15 protein-coding genes are annotated in these 15,974 nt (G+C 66.1%); 10 read left to right on the top strand and 5 right to left on the bottom strand.

Translation table 11 applies throughout. The features are described 5' to 3' along the window. Nucleotides 1-33: 33 nt before the first annotated feature. Nucleotides 34-1,155, bottom strand: coding sequence for a glycosyltransferase family 4 protein (locus tag ABWO17_RS12530; RefSeq protein ID WP_353119029.1), 1,122 nt, complete (start codon nt 1,153-1,155; stop codon nt 34-36). A gap of 634 nt (nt 1,156-1,789) precedes the next feature. Here ABWO17_RS12530 and ABWO17_RS12535 point away from each other — a divergent pair. From ABWO17_RS12535 to ABWO17_RS12545, 3 genes are all read left to right on the top strand, one after another. Then, nucleotides 1,790-2,818 carry an NAD-dependent epimerase/dehydratase family protein gene (locus ABWO17_RS12535; RefSeq protein ID WP_353119031.1) on the top strand — a complete coding sequence of 343 codons (1,029 nt, stop codon included), beginning with the start codon at nt 1,790-1,792 and terminating at the stop codon, nt 2,816-2,818. A 174-nt stretch (nt 2,819-2,992) separates the two neighbouring features. Then, entirely contained in the window at nt 2,993-3,361 is a 369-nt protein-coding gene (locus ABWO17_RS12540) for an ArsR/SmtB family transcription factor (RefSeq protein WP_353119033.1), read from the top strand. A 640-nt stretch (nt 3,362-4,001) separates the two neighbouring features. Then, the gene (locus ABWO17_RS12545) at nt 4,002-4,994 is read left to right on the top strand and encodes a permease (RefSeq protein WP_502914920.1); all 993 of its coding nucleotides are present in this window, start codon (nt 4,002-4,004) and stop codon (nt 4,992-4,994) included. 349 nt (nt 4,995-5,343) lie between these two features. Here ABWO17_RS12545 and ABWO17_RS12550 read toward each other — a convergent pair whose 3' ends face one another. Next, nucleotides 5,344-5,904, bottom strand: coding sequence for a tetratricopeptide repeat protein (locus ABWO17_RS12550; RefSeq protein ID WP_353119035.1), 561 nt, complete (start codon nt 5,902-5,904; stop codon nt 5,344-5,346). Nucleotides 5,905-6,542: 638 nt separating this feature from the next. On the opposite strand from ABWO17_RS12550, the gene flgB reads away from it, so the two are divergent. The 7 genes from flgB (at nt 6,543) to ABWO17_RS12585 (ending at nt 12,899) form a co-directional block, all read left to right on the top strand. Further along, nucleotides 6,543-6,953 (top strand): flagellar basal body rod protein FlgB, encoded by a 411-nt coding sequence (gene flgB / locus ABWO17_RS12555; RefSeq protein WP_353119037.1) that lies wholly within the window; start codon nt 6,543-6,545, stop codon nt 6,951-6,953. Next, on the top strand, nt 6,953-7,390 hold the full coding sequence (gene flgC / locus ABWO17_RS12560; RefSeq protein WP_353119039.1) for a flagellar basal body rod protein FlgC: 438 nt from the start codon (nt 6,953-6,955) through the stop codon (nt 7,388-7,390). Before flgB ends, flgC begins: the two co-directional genes overlap by 1 nt. Before the next feature lie 19 nt (nt 7,391-7,409). After that, on the top strand, nt 7,410-7,742 hold the full coding sequence (gene fliE / locus ABWO17_RS12565) for a flagellar hook-basal body complex protein FliE (protein ID WP_353119041.1): 333 nt from the start codon (nt 7,410-7,412) through the stop codon (nt 7,740-7,742). A gap of 336 nt (nt 7,743-8,078) precedes the next feature. Continuing rightward, nucleotides 8,079-9,698: a flagellar basal-body MS-ring/collar protein FliF gene (fliF, locus tag ABWO17_RS12570; protein WP_353119043.1), complete on the top strand. Its 1,620-nt coding sequence runs from the start codon at nt 8,079-8,081 to the stop codon at nt 9,696-9,698. After that, complete coding sequence (gene fliG, locus ABWO17_RS12575) at nt 9,667-10,683, top strand: flagellar motor switch protein FliG (RefSeq protein ID WP_353119045.1); 1,017 nt, start codon at nt 9,667-9,669, stop codon at nt 10,681-10,683. Before fliF ends, fliG begins: the two co-directional genes overlap by 32 nt. After that, nucleotides 10,670-11,434: a FliH/SctL family protein gene (locus ABWO17_RS12580; RefSeq protein WP_353119047.1), complete on the top strand. Its 765-nt coding sequence runs from the start codon at nt 10,670-10,672 to the stop codon at nt 11,432-11,434. Before fliG ends, ABWO17_RS12580 begins: the two co-directional genes overlap by 14 nt. Before the next feature lie 91 nt (nt 11,435-11,525). Continuing rightward, nucleotides 11,526-12,899, top strand: coding sequence for a FliI/YscN family ATPase (locus tag ABWO17_RS12585; RefSeq protein WP_353119261.1), 1,374 nt, complete (start codon nt 11,526-11,528; stop codon nt 12,897-12,899). Between the two features lie 436 nt (nt 12,900-13,335). Here the strand turns inward: ABWO17_RS12585 and ABWO17_RS12590 are convergent, their stop codons facing one another. The 3 genes from ABWO17_RS12590 to ABWO17_RS12600 form a co-directional block, all read right to left on the bottom strand. Continuing rightward, nucleotides 13,336-14,034 carry a phosphatase PAP2 family protein gene (locus tag ABWO17_RS12590; RefSeq protein ID WP_353119049.1) on the bottom strand — a complete coding sequence of 233 codons (699 nt, stop codon included), beginning with the start codon at nt 14,032-14,034 and terminating at the stop codon, nt 13,336-13,338. 64 nt (nt 14,035-14,098) lie between these two features. Next, nucleotides 14,099-15,001: a M23 family metallopeptidase gene (locus tag ABWO17_RS12595; RefSeq protein ID WP_353119051.1), complete on the bottom strand. Its 903-nt coding sequence runs from the start codon at nt 14,999-15,001 to the stop codon at nt 14,099-14,101. A 114-nt stretch (nt 15,002-15,115) separates the two neighbouring features. Beyond that, nucleotides 15,116-15,862 (bottom strand): tRNA lysidine(34) synthetase, encoded by a 747-nt coding sequence (locus ABWO17_RS12600; RefSeq protein ID WP_353119053.1) that lies wholly within the window; start codon nt 15,860-15,862, stop codon nt 15,116-15,118. Between the last annotated feature and the right edge of the window lie 112 nt (nt 15,863-15,974).

The raw sequence follows: 15,974 nt of genomic DNA on the forward strand, positions 1-15,974 counted from the left end.
CTGACGGGCGAAAGGACAATTTGGAGACAGTCCCTACGCCAGGCGCATAACCCGCAGGATATGCTCGCTCACCTTGTCGGCGTCGAACTCGGTTTCCGCCAGCCGCCGCCCGGCCTGCCCCATGCGGGCGATCAGGTTGCGGTCGGCAATGAACCGTTCCATGGCGGCGGCCAGCGCCTCGGGGTCGCGCAGGGGCACGCGGAAGCCGTTCACCCCGTCCTCCACCACCTCGCGGCAGCCGGGGGCATCGGTGACCACGGCGGCGCGGCCCATGCTCATGCCTTCCATCACCGAGCAGGGGGTGCCTTCGCGCCACGAGGGCAGCACCACCACGCTGGCGTCGGCCACGTACGGTCGCACGTCGCGGGTCTGGCCAAGATATTCGATGATTCCTTCGCGCGTCCAGCCTTCCACCTCGGCAAGGGGCACGCTGCCCGGTCCGGTTTCCGGCGGGCCCAGCACGCGAAAGCGGGCGTCGGGGTGTTTCGCCTTCAGCAGGCGCGCGGCCCCGGCGTATTCGCGCAGGCCCTTGGCCTCCAGCAGGCGGCCCACCAGCAGGAACGTGGGCGGGTCCAGCACCGGCTCTGCCTGGGCGAAGTGGTCCAGCGCAACCCCGGTGCCCCGGCACATGGCCACGGACGTGCCGTGCGGAATGATATGGTTGTCCTCGAACACCCGGCGGTCCTCCATGTTCTGGAAGAACACCGTGCGCACGCACGAAAGGGCAATGCGGTAGAGCAGGGCGGCCACCTTGGTCAGCACGCGCTTGACCGGGGTATCCGCCTCGAACATGTAGCCAAGCCCGGTGATCATGGCGAAGCGGGCGGGCACGCGCGCCAGCGCCGCCGCCGTGGCCCCGTAGATGACCGGCTTGATGGTGAAGCAGAAGGCCACGTCGGGCCGTTCCTGCCGAAAGACGCGGTACAGCGTGGTGAAGGTGGCGGCATCGCGCACGGGGTTCAGCCCCTTGCGGTCCAGGGGATAGCCCGCCACGCGCGCCCCCATGGCCTCGAGCGCGGCGCGGCCTTCGACGTCGGTGTCGGCGTCGGGCACGATGCACAGCACCTCGTGCCCCAGTGAACGGAGCCTGCGGATGAGCACGCTCCAGAAATTGACCATGGCCCGGGCCTGATTGCCCAGAATGGCGACCTTCATCTTATGCCTCGCTGGCTGCGCGCCCTGTCACGGTGGTCATGTCTGTCGTACAGGAGGGGCCGGACGCTGGTCCCGGCAGGGTGCCGGGGTGGTGTTGCCCCGCCCTTGGCGCACGGGGCGCGGGGGGCGGAAGAACGCGCACCTTGTAACAGGTGGGCAGCACGCTGAAAAGGGGGCCGCACGGCGGGCAGCCGGGCGGCGTTTACGGGCCAGGCGGACCGGACGTGCGCCCGATGTGAACCCGACGTGCGCCCAATGTGCGCCCAATGTGCGTCAGACACGCGGGAAGCGGCGGGGGTTTGCCCCGAGCGTCGGCATCCCGCCGCCATGCACGTACCGGAGGAAACTCATTCACGTTTCGTGCCGCACCGCGCGCCACCCCGTCGCCTCTTTACAGGGTGTGGCGTTGGGGGTAGAAGCGCGCACGTTGGGGTGGTGCGCGGCGAACCCCACCGCAAGGCCGTACCGTCAGCACGCCGCCGGGCATGTGCGCCTTCGCGCAACGTTCGCGCGGGGGCCTCGACGCCCTTCATCCCGTTGGCCCCTGCCCCATCATCTTTTGACGCGGCACTCCGGCGCACGTACAATAATCACTCTATCCGAAACCGCCACTCCCTTGGGAGGAACCTCCATCATGACCCGTTATACCGCCCTGCTGCAGGAACTGGAAGCCGCCCCCCGCACCTGGCTCGTCACCGGGGTTGCCGGCTTCATCGGCTCGAACCTGCTGGAAACGCTGCTGCTGCACGGCCAGAAGGTGGTGGGGCTGGACAACTTTGCCACCGGCTACCAGCGCAATCTGGACATGGTGCGCGAAATCGTGGGTGCGGACCTGTGGCGCAACTTCCGCTTCAAGGAAGGCGACATTCGCAACCTGGACCACTGCCGCGAAGTGTGCGAGGGCGTGGACCACGTGCTGCACCAGGCGGCCTTGGGCTCGGTGCCGCGCTCCATCGAAGACCCCATCCTGGCCAACGAAAGCAATATTTCGGGTTTCGTGAACATGATGGTGGCCGCCCGCGACGCCAAGGTGAAGACCTTCGTCTACGCCGCGTCCAGCTCCACCTACGGCGACGAACCCACCCTGCCCAAGGTCGAGGACAAGATCGGCAAGCCGTTGTCGCCCTACGCGGTGACCAAGTACGTCAATGAATTGTACGCCGACGTGTTCGCCACCTGCTACGGCATGAAGGCCATCGGCCTGCGCTACTTCAACGTGTTCGGCAAGCGGCAGGACCCCTTCGGCGCGTACGCCGCGGTCATTCCGCAGTGGTTCGCCTCGCTGCTGCGCGGCGAGACGGTGTTCATCAATGGCGACGGCGAGACCAGCCGCGACTTCTGCTACATCGACAACTGCGTGCAGGCCAACCTGCTGGCCGCCACCGCCACCGACGAGGCGGCCCTGAACACGGTGTACAACGTGGCCTTTGGCGAACGCACCGACCTGAACCAGTTGTTCGACCTGATCCGCGAGGAAGTCAGCCGCCACAAGCCGGAAGCCGCCACGGCCAGGCCGGAGCATCGCGAATTCCGCTTTGGCGACGTGCGCCATTCGCTGGCCGACATCAGCCGCGCCCACACCCGGCTGGGGTACAAGCCGGTGTACAGCGTGCGTCAGGGGCTGCGCCTGTCCGGCGACTGGTACGCCGCCAACCTGAAGTAGACGCGGCGCGCGGACTGCCCCGCGCAGCCTGCAATGATCGCATTGCCCGTTCCGCCCCGCCGCAGCCACTGCGGCGGGGCGTCGTGCGTGGGGTGCCCGCTGGTGACCGGCTACCGGACGGCGCACGGATCCGGGGACTTGCCAAGTCCGGCCCGGAGGAGTATTTGGCGAAACATGCAAATGATCGCATCGCAACGCCCCGCCGCCCACCGCAGGCTCATCGAGGCCCAGGCCGAAATCTTCAAGGCCCTGGGCCACCCCAGCCGTCTGCTGATGGTCGAGGAACTGACGCGCGGCGAGCGCTGCGTGTGCGAGTTGCAGGCGCTGGTGGGCTCGGATGTGTCCACGGTGTCCAAGCACCTGTCCATTCTCAAGGGGGCGGGCGTAGTGCGCGACGAGAAGCGCGGCGCCAATGTGTACTACTCGCTGGTGCTCGGGTGCGTGCGGTCCTTTCTGGAATGCACGGGGCGGCACATCGACCAGGCCGCCCAGGATTTGTCCCAGGATCTTGCCCGTCTGGCCGCTTTGCGGTCCGGAACATAACGCCGCGCGCGCCGATGTCGCCGCCGTGGCGTCCGCTTTTTTTTATGGCAACACTTGCACATTTAGCCAAATAAGCAAGCTTGGTGGCGGGCACGCAGGTGCCCCTCACCGAGCGCAAGGGAACGCGATAATGACCAACGGACACGGTAATGACGGCAAGGATACGGGGGCGTTCGCAGCACCCACGAATACGTCAGCGGACACGTCGGCGAACACATCGGCGGACACGCGGGACGGGCAGGGGATGCCATCCGGCGCGGCGGGGGGCACATCCGGGTGCGCCTGCATGGCGGGCAAGGGTGCGGCCCCTGGTGTTCGCGCGACAGGATTGCAGCCGCTGCAACCGGTTGCGCCACAGGGGGCGCCTTCCGGCGGCGGGTGTGGCTGTACGTCTGCGCCCGGCCCGTCTTCTCAGTCCGGCATGTCCGCCACGTCCGCCATGTCCGCCACGTCCGGGGAGTCTGGCCCGCCTGGTCCGCCTGGCCCGTCCGGTCCCTTGTTGACGCCTCTGGCACCCCTGTCCGGGGGTACTTCCGCTGCCGGTGGCGGCTGTGCCTGTGCCGCCCCTGCCGCGTCCGTACACTCCCCGGACCTGTCGCCACAGCAGGAGCGTGCCGGACTGCTGCGCCGCCTGGCCATCATGTCCGCGTGCCTGGTGGCGTGGTGGGCGGTGTACCTGAATCTGCCCGCCGCCTCGCGGGCGCTGACCTACGGCGTGCTGGGACTGGCGCCCGGCTCGCATCTGGGCGAGGCGGTGGAATTTTTCCTGTATGACACACCCAAGGTGCTCATGCTGCTTTCGCTGGTGGTGTTCGGCATCGGGATGGTGCGTTCGTTCTTCACCCCGCAGCGCACCCGCCGCCTGCTGGCCGGGCGTGGCGAGGCGGTGGGCAACGTGCTGGCCGCCCTGCTGGGCATCGTCACCCCGTTCTGCTCCTGTTCGGCGGTGCCGCTGTTCATCGGCTTCGTCTCCGCCGGGGTGCCGCTGGGGGTGACCTTTTCGTTCCTGGTGTCCGCGCCCATGATCAACGAGATCGCCGTGGTCATGCTGTACGGCCTGCTGGGCTGGAAGGTGGCTGCCCTGTACGCGGGCACGGGCCTTGCCATCGCCATCGTTTCCGGGTGGGTCATCGGGCGGCTGGGCATGGAGCGCCACATCGAAGGCTGGGTGTTGCAGGTGCGGGCCGATGCCGAGCAGCAGCATGACGCGGAGCTGTCCTGGTCGGGCCGCATCGACTACGGCGTGCAGGCCATGCGCGACATCGTGGGCAAGGTCTGGCCGTGGGTGGTGCTGGGCATCGCGGTGGGCGCGGGCATCCACGGGTACGTGCCGGAGGGCTTCATGGCCTCCATCATGGGCCGGGGGGCGTGGTGGGCGGTGCCGCTGGCCGTGGCCATCGGCATTCCCATGTACTCCAACGCGGCGGGCATGATTCCCGTGGTGCAGGCCCTGCTGGGCAAGGGGGCCGCGCTGGGCACGGTGCTGGCGTTCATGATGGCCGTCATCGCCCTGTCCCTGCCGGAGGCGGTGATGCTGCGCCGCGTGCTGAAGCCCCGGCTGGTGGCCGTGTTCTTCGGCGTGGTGGGCCTGGGCATCGTGCTGGTGGGATATCTGTTCAACGCCCTGGTCTGAGTTGGCGGGCCTGGCGGAACCAGTCCGGCCCGTTTCGGCTCTTCCTGAAGAGTGCTGGCCAGTTCTTGTCGCCCCAGATCAGACGGGATCGGGCCTGAACGGGCGGCATCCGGCGCCAAGGCATTTTTCCTTGGCGCCGCCGGAAAAACGCTGACGGTCGCATGGCACTCCCCCGGGGAAGTGCCATGCGACCGTACTGCGTTTCCGCTCCCTCTCGCCGCCTGAGCGTTGGCAGAATGACGGCGAAAGGTGATTTTCCGGCCCCTAGCGCCAGCATCGGGGCCGGAAAATCGTATGGGGAGGGGAGTATCTTGCCGATGCCTGCCGCGCGAAGCGGCCAGCGCCTCGGCTACCCGAGCAGGGCGTACATCTCGCGGGCGTCGGCGTGGTCGGGCACGCGGTCGAGAATGGTCTCGAGCTCGGCCCGCGCCTCGTCCTTGCGGCCAAGGGAGATCAGGCACCCGGCCAGCGAGAAGCGTACGTTGTCCTTATCGGGGGAAAGTTCCAGGAAGGCCCGCAGGTGGGCCACCACTTCGTCGATGCGCCCAAGGTGGTAGCCAAGGCGCAGCACGCCGTTCATGGCCACCAGGTTGCCGGGGTTCATGCCCAGCGCGGCCACGAAGTGGTCGAAGGCCTCTGCGTGCGCGCCGGTTTCCATTTCCACCAGGCCCATGCCCGCCAGCGACTTGTCGGTGGCTTCGATGTTGGCGGCCTTGCGGTACAGTACCAGGGCGGCTTCAAGGTTGCCGCGCTGCACGGCGATGGTGGCGAGCCCGAGGTACGGATCCGGATGCACGCCGTTGCTGCCGGCGGCCTTGCGGTAGTACTCCTCGGCCTTTTCCAGGTCACCCATGAAAAGGTAGCACTCGCCCAGTTCCTTGTTGATTTCGTAATCGAGATGGTTGCTCATGTTCTCCCCTCCATGCCGTAAGGCATTGCGCTTCTGGGTCGCCCCGCGCTGCGCGGGGCGGGCGCCTTGTCCGGCGCCGGAGCGGTTCGCCTGTCGGTTTCGCGAACGCTCACGGGAAAGCTGTGCCCATGCCCTCCGCTTAGCACGATGCGTGCCATTGCTGGCTGCGGAGTTGTCGTGAGCACAGCGAACCTAGCAAGCCGCATGCCACACCATTTTGACGGGTTGGCGGGCTATAGGCAACCCATGAATATATAAGTTGTATTTGTAATCGTTAAGCTGGGCGGCAGTCACCTCCGCATGCCGTGCGCGCCATCTGCCCAGGCACAAAGCGCCGGTTTGCCGTCCCTCCGCCATGCTCCTGTCCGGTACGGGGGGGCAAATCCTGCCGCCACGACCCCATGCCCCGCATGACAGCAACGCCGCCCGACCATCCGCGTGATGGCCGGGCGGCGTCGTCATTCCGGCGGGTGCGGTACGTGCGAAACAACGTTTTTTGTATGTAGTTATTTGAAATTAAAAAGATTCATGGTGCTGGAACAGCTCTTGCTGAACCGGGGGTGCATCCACGGGCCGCACGTCGGTCACCACCCCCCCTGGCGGTTCAGCCCCAGGGGCGAAAAGGGGAGGAATCCCGCATGAAAAGCCTTTACGAACCGCATGTGAACCTTGTCGGCAAGGTCATGGACATGCAGCTCCAGCGTCAGAATGTCGTCATGAGCAACATCGCCAACGTCCGGACGCCCGGCTACAAGCCGCGCGAACTGGAGTTCGAGAAGCAGTTGCAGGCGGCGCTGGGGCTGGACGCCAAGGGGCGGATGACCCGCACCGAGCAGAGCCACATGCCCTCCGAGTTCAGCCCCGACGGTTTCAACGCCGACTGGGAAAAGGCGGCCAAGCCGCGCATCATCCATGGCGAAGACCGCGTGAACCTGGACAAGGAAATGGCCAAGATGGCCAAGAATTCCCTGCATTACACCGCCCTTTCCACCGTCATTCGCGGCAACCTCGAGGGCGTCAAGAACATCATACAGGAAGGGCAGAAGTAATGGACTTCATGACTGCCATTGATATCGGCGCTTCCGCACTCAATGCGGAACGCACGAACATGAACATCATTTCCATGAACCTGGCCAACGTGAAGACCACCCGCACCGAGGACGGGGGGCCCTACCGGCGCAAGACCACCATCATGGCGGCCCAGGACGTGGACGACCCCTTCTCCAAGCATATGAAGGGCGCCCTGGACCGCGAGCTGAAAGGCGTGCGCGTGATGCACGTGGCCACCGACTCGCGCCCCCTGAAGCGCGTGTACGAGCCCGGCCACCCGGACGCGGACCAGGACGGCTTCGTCGCCTACCCGGACATCAACGTGGTGGAGGAAATGGCCAGCCTGATGACCGCCCAGCGCGGCTACGAGGCCAACGTGACCACCATCGACACCGTGAAGGCCATGTATACCAAGGCCTTGGAAATCAGCCGCTAGGCAGCGGGGAGACACGGCCATGAGCATCCAGGCAGTAGGACTGAAGGCGTATTCCAACGCCCTCGGCAATTTCATGAAGGCCGAACAGGCCACCCGCACCACCCCCGCGTCCACGGCCTCGGGCGTTCAGGCCAAGACGTTCACCAACACGCTCTCCGAGTCGCTGACCAAGGTCAACGACATGCAGACCGAAAAGGCCAGCATGATCCAGGCCTTCGCCTCCGGCGAAACCCAGAACGTGCACGAACTGATGATCACCCTGCAAAAGGCCGGGCTTGCCGTGAACATGACCTCCGCCGTGCGGAATAAGGTCATGGAGGCGTATAAGGAACTCAGTCGCATCCAATTCTAGCGATCTGCCGACCTTCCGCCCTGCGGCGTCGTCAGGCATCGTTTTTTACTCCGGTCACGTACGAGAAAAGTACGCTCCCTTCGTAAAAAGCTCGCCTTCCTCGCCGCAGAACGGAAATCCGGCAGATCGGGACGCCCGGCAGACGACGGGAATCATCCGAATGCCCCGGCGGGGTGCCTCCCGCCGGAGAACGAGAATCCGACCACGCCAAGCGCTCGGCAGGCGACGGGAATCACCCGAATGCCCCCGAATGTTTGTCCCGGCCTTTCCTGAGACTGCACACACGGCTTACAGCATCACGACCACTCGCCAGAGACGCCCCCGGAGGAAGAACACATGGCTCCCGCTCTCGCAGACGTCATCCAGAAGGCCAAGGGCTTCTGGGAACGCATCTCCATCTCGCAGCGCATCTTCATCGCCGGCATGGCCGTGGCGGTGGTGGCCGTGTTCTTCGGCCTGGTGTTCTGGATCAACCGTCCCGACTACCGGGTGCTGTACTCCAACCTGTCGCCCGAGGACGCCAGCCGCGTGGTCAAGCTGTTGCAGGCCGACAAGGTGGCCTACAAGCTGGAGGGCGGCGGCTCTTCCATCACCGTGCCCGCCGACAAGGTGTACGACCTGCGGCTGAAGGTGGCCGGTGAAGGCAACCTGGTGGGCCAGGGCATCGGCTTCGAGATTTTCGACCAGGTAAAGGTGGGCCAGACCGACTTCGTCCAGAAGATCAACTACCAGCGGGCCCTGCAAGGCGAACTTTCGCGCACCATCTCGGAATTTCCCAACGTGGAAAGCGCGCGCGTGCACCTGGTCATTCCGCATCGCAGCCTGTTCATCGAAGAACAGCAGAAGCCGTCCGTCTCGGTGGTGCTGAAGCTGCGCGACAGCACCAAGAAGCTGGAACCCAAGGACGTGCAGGCCATCGTCAACCTGGTGGTCATGGCCGTGGAAGGGCTGGACAAGTACAAGGTGTCCATTGCCGATACCACCGGCAAGATCCTGTACGCCCCAGACGAGGACGGCAGCATCAACGGCATGACCACCACCCAGCTCGACCACAAGCTGCGCATGCAGCAGACCCTTGAGCGGCGCATAGAAGAGCTGCTCTACCCGGTGCTGGGCGCGGGCAAGATCATCGCCAAGGTCAACGCCGACCTCGACTTCAGCCAGCGCACCATTCGCAAGGAACTGTACGACCCGGAAAAGACCGTGGTGCGCAGCGAACAGCGCAGCGAAGAATCGCAGCGCGGCCGCTCCAACCTCGAGGCCGGATCGCCCGACGCCAACTTCCGGGGCGATTCGCCCACGGGGGGGGCCTCCACCCAGGAAGGCAACCGCGAAAGCCGCACCACCAACTACGAGATCAACAAGGAAGAGCAGAACATCGTGGCCCAGGTGGGTGATATCTCCCGCCTGACCGTTGCGGTGATCGTGGACGGCACGTATGAGAAGGGGGCGGACGGCCAGTGGACCTTCGTGCCCCGCAAGGCTGAAGATGTCGAACGCATCCGCCAGTTGGTGGCAAATGCCGTGGGCTACGAGCGCTCGCGCGGTGACACCATCGAGGTAAGCAGCATTTCGTTCGGCGGGCCGGACGTGCAGCAGGAATCGAGCCTTGCCCAACTGGTCATGGACTACGCCCTGCGCCTCGGCAAGCCGCTGCTCAACGCCCTGCTGGTCTTCCTGTTCCTGGTGCTGGTGGTGCGCCCGGTGGTGCTCGCCATGATCCGTCCCCGCGTGGAGGGAGAGATGATCGAAGGGTTGGAAGGTCTGCCCGAAGGTGAAGAGCGCCTTGCGCTCATCGAGGGTGACGAGGAAATGGACGCGCTGGACGCGTTGAAGAAGATCGAGGACATCAAGGCTCACGCCCTGCAGATGGCCGAACAGAACATGGATCAGGCCGTGAGCATCATCAGGAGCTGGTTGAAGCATGGCGACGGAACAAAGGTTGGAGCAGCTTAAGGGGCCCCAGAAGACGGCGATCCTGCTTCTCGCCCTGGGCGACAAGTTTACCGCCGAAATCTTCAAGCGCATGGAGCGGCAGGAAATCGCCGCCGTCTCCAAAGCCATCGTGGAGCTGGAGACCGTGCCCAAGGAACTGGTGGAGGACGTCCTGCGCGAATTCCACCACGCCCTGGTCACCGGCCAGGACATGATCTCCGGCGGTGCCGAGGCCGTGAAGCGCATGCTCATGAAGAACCTGGACAGCGAGACCGCCAAGTACATCATGGACTCGCTGAACCTCGACTCCGGCCCTGCGCCGTTCCGCGAGTTGGGCAACGTCAGCCCGCGCCTGCTGGCCCAGATACTGCGCAACGAACACCCGCAGACCCTGGCGCTGATCCTGGGGCACATGCACCCGGAAAAAGCCGCGGAGCTGTTGACCAACCTGCCTGCCGGCGTGCGCCCCGAGGTGCTCATGCGCCTTGCCCGGCTGGAAGCCGTGCCCGAAGACATGCTGATGGAAGTGGACAAGGTGTTGCAAAGCCAGCTCATCGCCATGGGCGGCAAGGAAGGCAAGAAGGTGGGCGGCGTGCCCTCCGTGGCCGAAATCCTCAACGCCGTGGACCGCGCCACCGAAGAAGAAGTGCTGGCCGAAATCGAGGAAGAATCCTCGCAGATGGCCGAAGACATCCGCAACCTCATGTTCGTGTTCGAGGACGTGAAGGCGCTGGACGACCGGGGCATCCGCGAACTGCTCAAGGAACTTTCCAACGAGGATCTGACCATGGCCCTGCGCGGCGCCTCCGAGGATCTGCGCGAGAAGTTCTTCAAGAACATGTCGGAACGCGCGGCCACCATGATCCGCGAAGATCTCGAGATCATGGGCCCCACGCGCCTGTCCGACGTGGAAGGCGCGCAGCAGAACGTCGTGAAGACGGTGCGCAGACTGGAAACCGAGGGCCGCATCATCGTGGGCCGCGGAGGCGGAGATGTCTTCGTCTGATTCCGGCAAGCCGGAACGGTGGGGCACCATCTTCATGGGGCCCACCCCCTTCTCCGAGACCACCCTGACCGGCATGGAGGGCGCCAACCCGCGCCCGTTGTGGGACGAGTCCACCGAAGAGGAATACATGGCGCGCGTGCGCGCCAAGGCGGAAGCCAGGGCGCGCGAGGTGCTGGACAAGGCCGCCGACGTGCTGGCCCAGGCCCGCGCCGAGGCCGAGGTGCTGCGTGCCGCCGCCCACGAGCAGGGTCGCAACGACGGCTACGCCGAGGGCATGGCCCAGGCCCAGCACGAACTGGACGAGTTTCGCGCGGCCATGGGCGAATCGGTGTCCGCCGTGCTTTCCGCTATCCAAGGGCAGTGCTCGTCAATCTTTGCCGCGTGGCGCGGTGACCTGGTGGACCTGATGCGCGCGGCGGTGGAACGCAGCGTGGGCCTGGTGGTGGACGCGGAACGCGCCGCCGTGCTGGAAACGCTGTTCGTGAAGTCGGTGCAGGCGCTGGAGCACCGCCGAACCCTCACCGTGCGCGTGAACCCGGAGGACGAACCGGCCGTGTCCGACATCATCGCCGCCACCAAGGACCGCTTTCCCGGCCTGGAGGCCTGGAGCGTGCGCGGCGATGCCGGCATCGACCCCGGCGGCATGGTGGTGGAAAGTCGCGACGGCATGGTGGACAACACCATCGAAACGCGCCGCCGGATCATCGAGGACGTGCTGGCCGGGCTGACCCTGCCCGAGGATCGCCCATGATCCTGTCCGCCCTGTCCGCCCTGTCCGACCTGTCCGAACCGTTGCCTGGGGATCGCTCGTGACCTCGCCAGACAGCCCGCACGACAGCCGCCTGTCCGGGCTCGATCCTGCCGCCTGCCTGCGCCTGCTGGGCGAGGTGCAGGCCATGCAGACCTACGGCAAGGTCACCAAGGTGGTGGGCCTGGTTGCCGAAGGCTGCGGCATAAAGGCCCCGCTGGGCGCGGTGTGCCACATGCTGCCCGAAGGGTGCGATTCCGGCCTTGCGGGCGGCGCCGGGCGGCAAGGGGCCGCGCCGGACCCCGCGACATGCGAAGGCATTGCCGCCGAGGTGGTGGGCTTTCGCGACGGCAGCCTGCTGTTCATGCCCTATGGCGACCTGCGCGGCATCCGCCCCGGCAGTCTCATCCGCAACACCAGCCTGCCCCCCGTTTTTCCCGTGGGCGATGCCCTGCTGGGCCGCGCCTTCGACGCCTTTGGCGCGCCGCTGGACAGCGGCGTCCACGTGGCCACCAGCGGCGTGGCCCCCCTGTACGCCTCGCCCCCCAACCCGCTGGCCCGGCCCCGCATTTCCGACCCGCTGGACGTGGGCGTGCGCGTCATCAACAGCCTGCTCACCCTGGGCAAGGGGCAGCGCGTGGGCATCATGGCCGGGTCGGGCGTCGGCAAATCGACGCTCATGGGCATGATGGCCCGGTACACCGTGGCCGACGTGAACGTCATCGGCCTCATCGGCGAACGCGGCCGCGAGGTGGTGGAGTTCATGGAAAAGGACCTGGGGCCGGAAGGCATGGCCCGGTCCGTGGTCATAGTGGCCACGTCCGACCAGTCGCCCCTGGTGCGCATGCGCGCCGCCTATGCCGCCACCGCCGTGGCCGAACATTTCCGCGACCAGGGCAAGGACGTGCTGCTGATGATGGATTCGGTGACGCGCTTCGCCATGGCCGCGCGCGAGGTGGGACTGGCCGTGGGTGAACCGCCCACGACCAAGGGGTACACCCCCACCGTGTTCGCCCAGCTGCCCAAGCTGCTGGAACGCGCGGGCCGCAGCGAAAAGGGCACCATCACCGGCATCTACACCGTGCTCGTGGACGGTGACGACTTCAACGAACCCATCGCCGACGCGGTGCGCTCCATCCTGGACGGGCACATCGTGCTTACCCGCGACCTGGCCGACATGGGCCATTTTCCCGCCATCGACGTGCTGCGCTCCATCAGCCGACTGCGCAGCGACATCTGCGCCAAGAACGTGGTGGACGCGGGCCGCGTGATCACCCGGCACCTGGCCACCTTCCGCAAGGCCGAGGACATGATCAACATCGGTGCCTACGCACAGGGCAGCAACCCGGACATCGACAAGGCCATCGCCATGAACGGTCCCATCAATGCCTTTCTGCGCCAGGACGTGACCGATGCCGCGCCGCTGGCCGATTCGTTCGCGCAGTTGCAAGGGTTGGCCGCTGGGTAGGGGGCAGTCTCCAAATTGTCCTTTCGCCCGTTGGCGTCCGACCCGAAGGGCGCGAAGCGTGGCCGTTGGGCGAGCTTGCGAGCCCTACGGCCATCGTGCGCAACGCGGTCAAACTTCGCCTGCCATAGCTCTGCTGTCCTTATCCGTAAGACTCGCGCTACGCGCTCGCCTAACGGCTAAGGCTCGGTCGAATACGATAAGAGTATGCGTTGCTGTCCTCATCCGTAGTGCTCGAAGACTCGCAAACGGCTGAGGCACTCCCTCATGGCAGGCTCGTTTTCCTCGCCAACGAACGAAATGCCTGCTTTGGAGCCCCCCTGAGCGCAAGACAGTTGCTTTGATTTTCCCAAAAAAAGCGGGCGGGGCAGCAATGTCCCGCCCGTTGGCGTTCTGAGGGGGAATTCGGCGTGGTGCGCAGGGGGCGGGTGGCCCGGGGTCACGCGGGCCGTCGCTGCCCGGTGGCCAGCCGCCACGCCCACACCGCCGCGTATCCGGCAAGCAGCCCCACCAGCCAGCCGCCCAGCACGTCGGAAGGGTAGTGCTTGCCAAGGTAGAGGCGCGAATAGCCCACCACCAGCGGCAGCAGGAAGGTCAGGTGCAGGAGGCGTGACGCGGGGCGCGGGGAGGCCGCGTCCGGACCGGCTGGTGAGGCCGGGGCGCCGTTCCCGCGTCGGGCGGCGCAGGCCGCGCCCAGGCCCGGCAGCAGGGCGTACAGGGCCACGGCCACGGCCATGGTGTTGGCCGCATGGGCCGAAACGAAGGAGTCGCCCTTGTTCTTGCGCTGTTCGAAGTCTGCGGGGTTCTGTTTCCACTCCCCGCCGTCGCGGTAGTGCACCAGCGGCAGGGCCTTCAGCGGGCGCACCCGGTCGGTGGTCTTCTTGAACACGTTGCTGGATGCATCGGCCAGCCCGGCGGCAATGCCCACCACCAGCAGCAGGGCCAGCAGTGGCCGCAGTCCGGCCTTGCCGGTGCGGACCAGGTACAGGGCCGCGCAGGCGGCAATGGCCACCCACAGCAGCAGGGTGCTGGAGACGAGCGGCATCAGCAGGTCGAGCGCCGTGTTGCGCCAGTCCACGTTGACGCGCAGCAGCCACTCGATGTCCCACGGGAAAGGGGTGTCGAAGATGTGCAGCATGGGGTGTGAGGAAAGAGTGTGAACCGGGCCGGGTGCCCCGGCCACGAGGGCGAAGCGGGCGTGCCTAGTTGAGGATGTAGCGCATGGGATTGACGCACACCCCGTTCAGGCGCACCTCGTAGTGCAGGTGCGGGCCGGTGCTGCGCCCGGAGTTGCCGATGTAGCCGACCAGGTCGCCCCGGTTGATGGTCTGGCCTTCCTTCAGCACGAAGCGCTGCATGTGCGCGTAGCGGGTGGAAAGCCCCCCGCCGTGTTGCAGCACCACGCAGTTGCCGTAGGCGCCGTCCACCCCGGCAAGGGTCACGGTGCCGCGCGCGGGGGCGTAGATGGGCGTGCCGGGACGATTGATGACGTCGATGCCCTTGTGGAATTCGCCCTTGCCGGTAAACGGCGAGACGCGCATGCCGAAGGTGGAGGAAATGTAGCCGTCGGCGGGCCAGATGGAGGGGGTGGCGGCCAGCACCTCGCGGTTGTCACGCAGGGCGCGCACCAGTTCCTGCTGGCGTACCTCTTCCAGCCGCACGTCGGTGGAAAGCTGCTGCAGGAAGCTGTGCATCTTGCGGGCCAGCAATTCCTGGCGGTGCAGGGGCAGGTAGCTCTTGGAAAAATCCTCCGAGCGCGCACCGCCCATGGATGCGGCCTCCCCGGCGTCCTTCTCCATGTTCATCATCAGGCGCAGCTTGGAGTCGAACTGCTGCACGCGCGAAAGGTCGGCCTGCAGGGTGCGCACCTTGCCCACCATGTTCAGCATCTGTCCGTTCTGCTCTTCCACCGTGCGCTCGGCCTCGGCCAGGCGGCGCTGTAGCGCCAGGTTGTCGGAGTAGAAGCCCCACAGCCACACGTTCGCTCCGGCCAGCGCCAGCACAAGGCTTACCGCGACGAAACCGAACCACCCGCGCATGCGCAGGTTGCGGTGGGCGCCGTCGCGCTCCTTGAGGATGACGATGTGGTACTTGCCGAGCAGCATGTGTCGGATGTTGTCCCTGGTTACAAGGGGAGCCGGGGTTGCAGGGGGGCCGGGCGTGTGGGCGTGGGTGGGCCGCGCTGCGGCTGGCGTCAGGGCGTACCGAATGGTCTAGCGTTATTGGTCCGACGGTGTCAACCCGAGCTGCCAACGGATTAACCCATTGAAAATGTTTGCTTTCGCAAATTTGCTGCCCTTGCACAACTCCTTCACCTCGTCGGTCATCTCGCTGCGGCGCGAATCGAAGGCCGACGGGCAGGGGTTTGTCCACACCGGCAGGTTCCACTGCTTCACGGCGCGGGCGATGACCGGTTTTTCCACCAGCATCATGGGGCGGATGACCATCAACCTGCCGCCGAAGAACGCCTCTTTCATGGACATGCCGTCCACCCGCCCGGTCTGGACCAGGTTCATGAAGAAGGTGGTCACCAGGTCGTCGGCGTTGTGGCCGAAGGCCAGGTGGGTCAGCCCGTACTGCTTGCACAGTTCGAACAGCCGGGTGCGGCGCAGCTTTGCACAGTAGAAGCACGGCGAGTTGCGCAGGTTGGCGGGCGAATGGGCCACCGGGCCGTGGTCGGTGACCTCGATGTGCGCGGGCACGCCGTTGGCGCGCAGCCAGGGCAGCAGCGGGGCGTGGTTGTGCGGGTCGAAGCCGGGGTTCACGTGCAGGGCCATGATTTCGAACTTGAAGGGCACGATGCGCTGGCGCAGCTTCAGCACCTGCAACAGCACCCAGCTGTCCATGCCGCCGGAAACGGCCACGCCGATGCGCGCGCCGGGGTGGATCATGGCGGTCTGCTGCATCAGCTTGCCTGCGGCGGTGACGCACTGCTTCTGGGCGTAGGACAGTTTTTCGCGGGGCATGGAATTCTCCGTAAGTCGGGATGGCGGGGCGGACCGGGGAGACAGGGTGGACCGGTCGGCTGCGGGCGGCAAGAGCCGGCACGGAGCGGTGCATGGCGGGATGCCGACCCGC

Source organism: Nitratidesulfovibrio sp., from assembly GCF_040373385.1.
GTDB lineage: Bacteria > Desulfobacterota > Desulfovibrionia > Desulfovibrionales > Desulfovibrionaceae > Cupidesulfovibrio.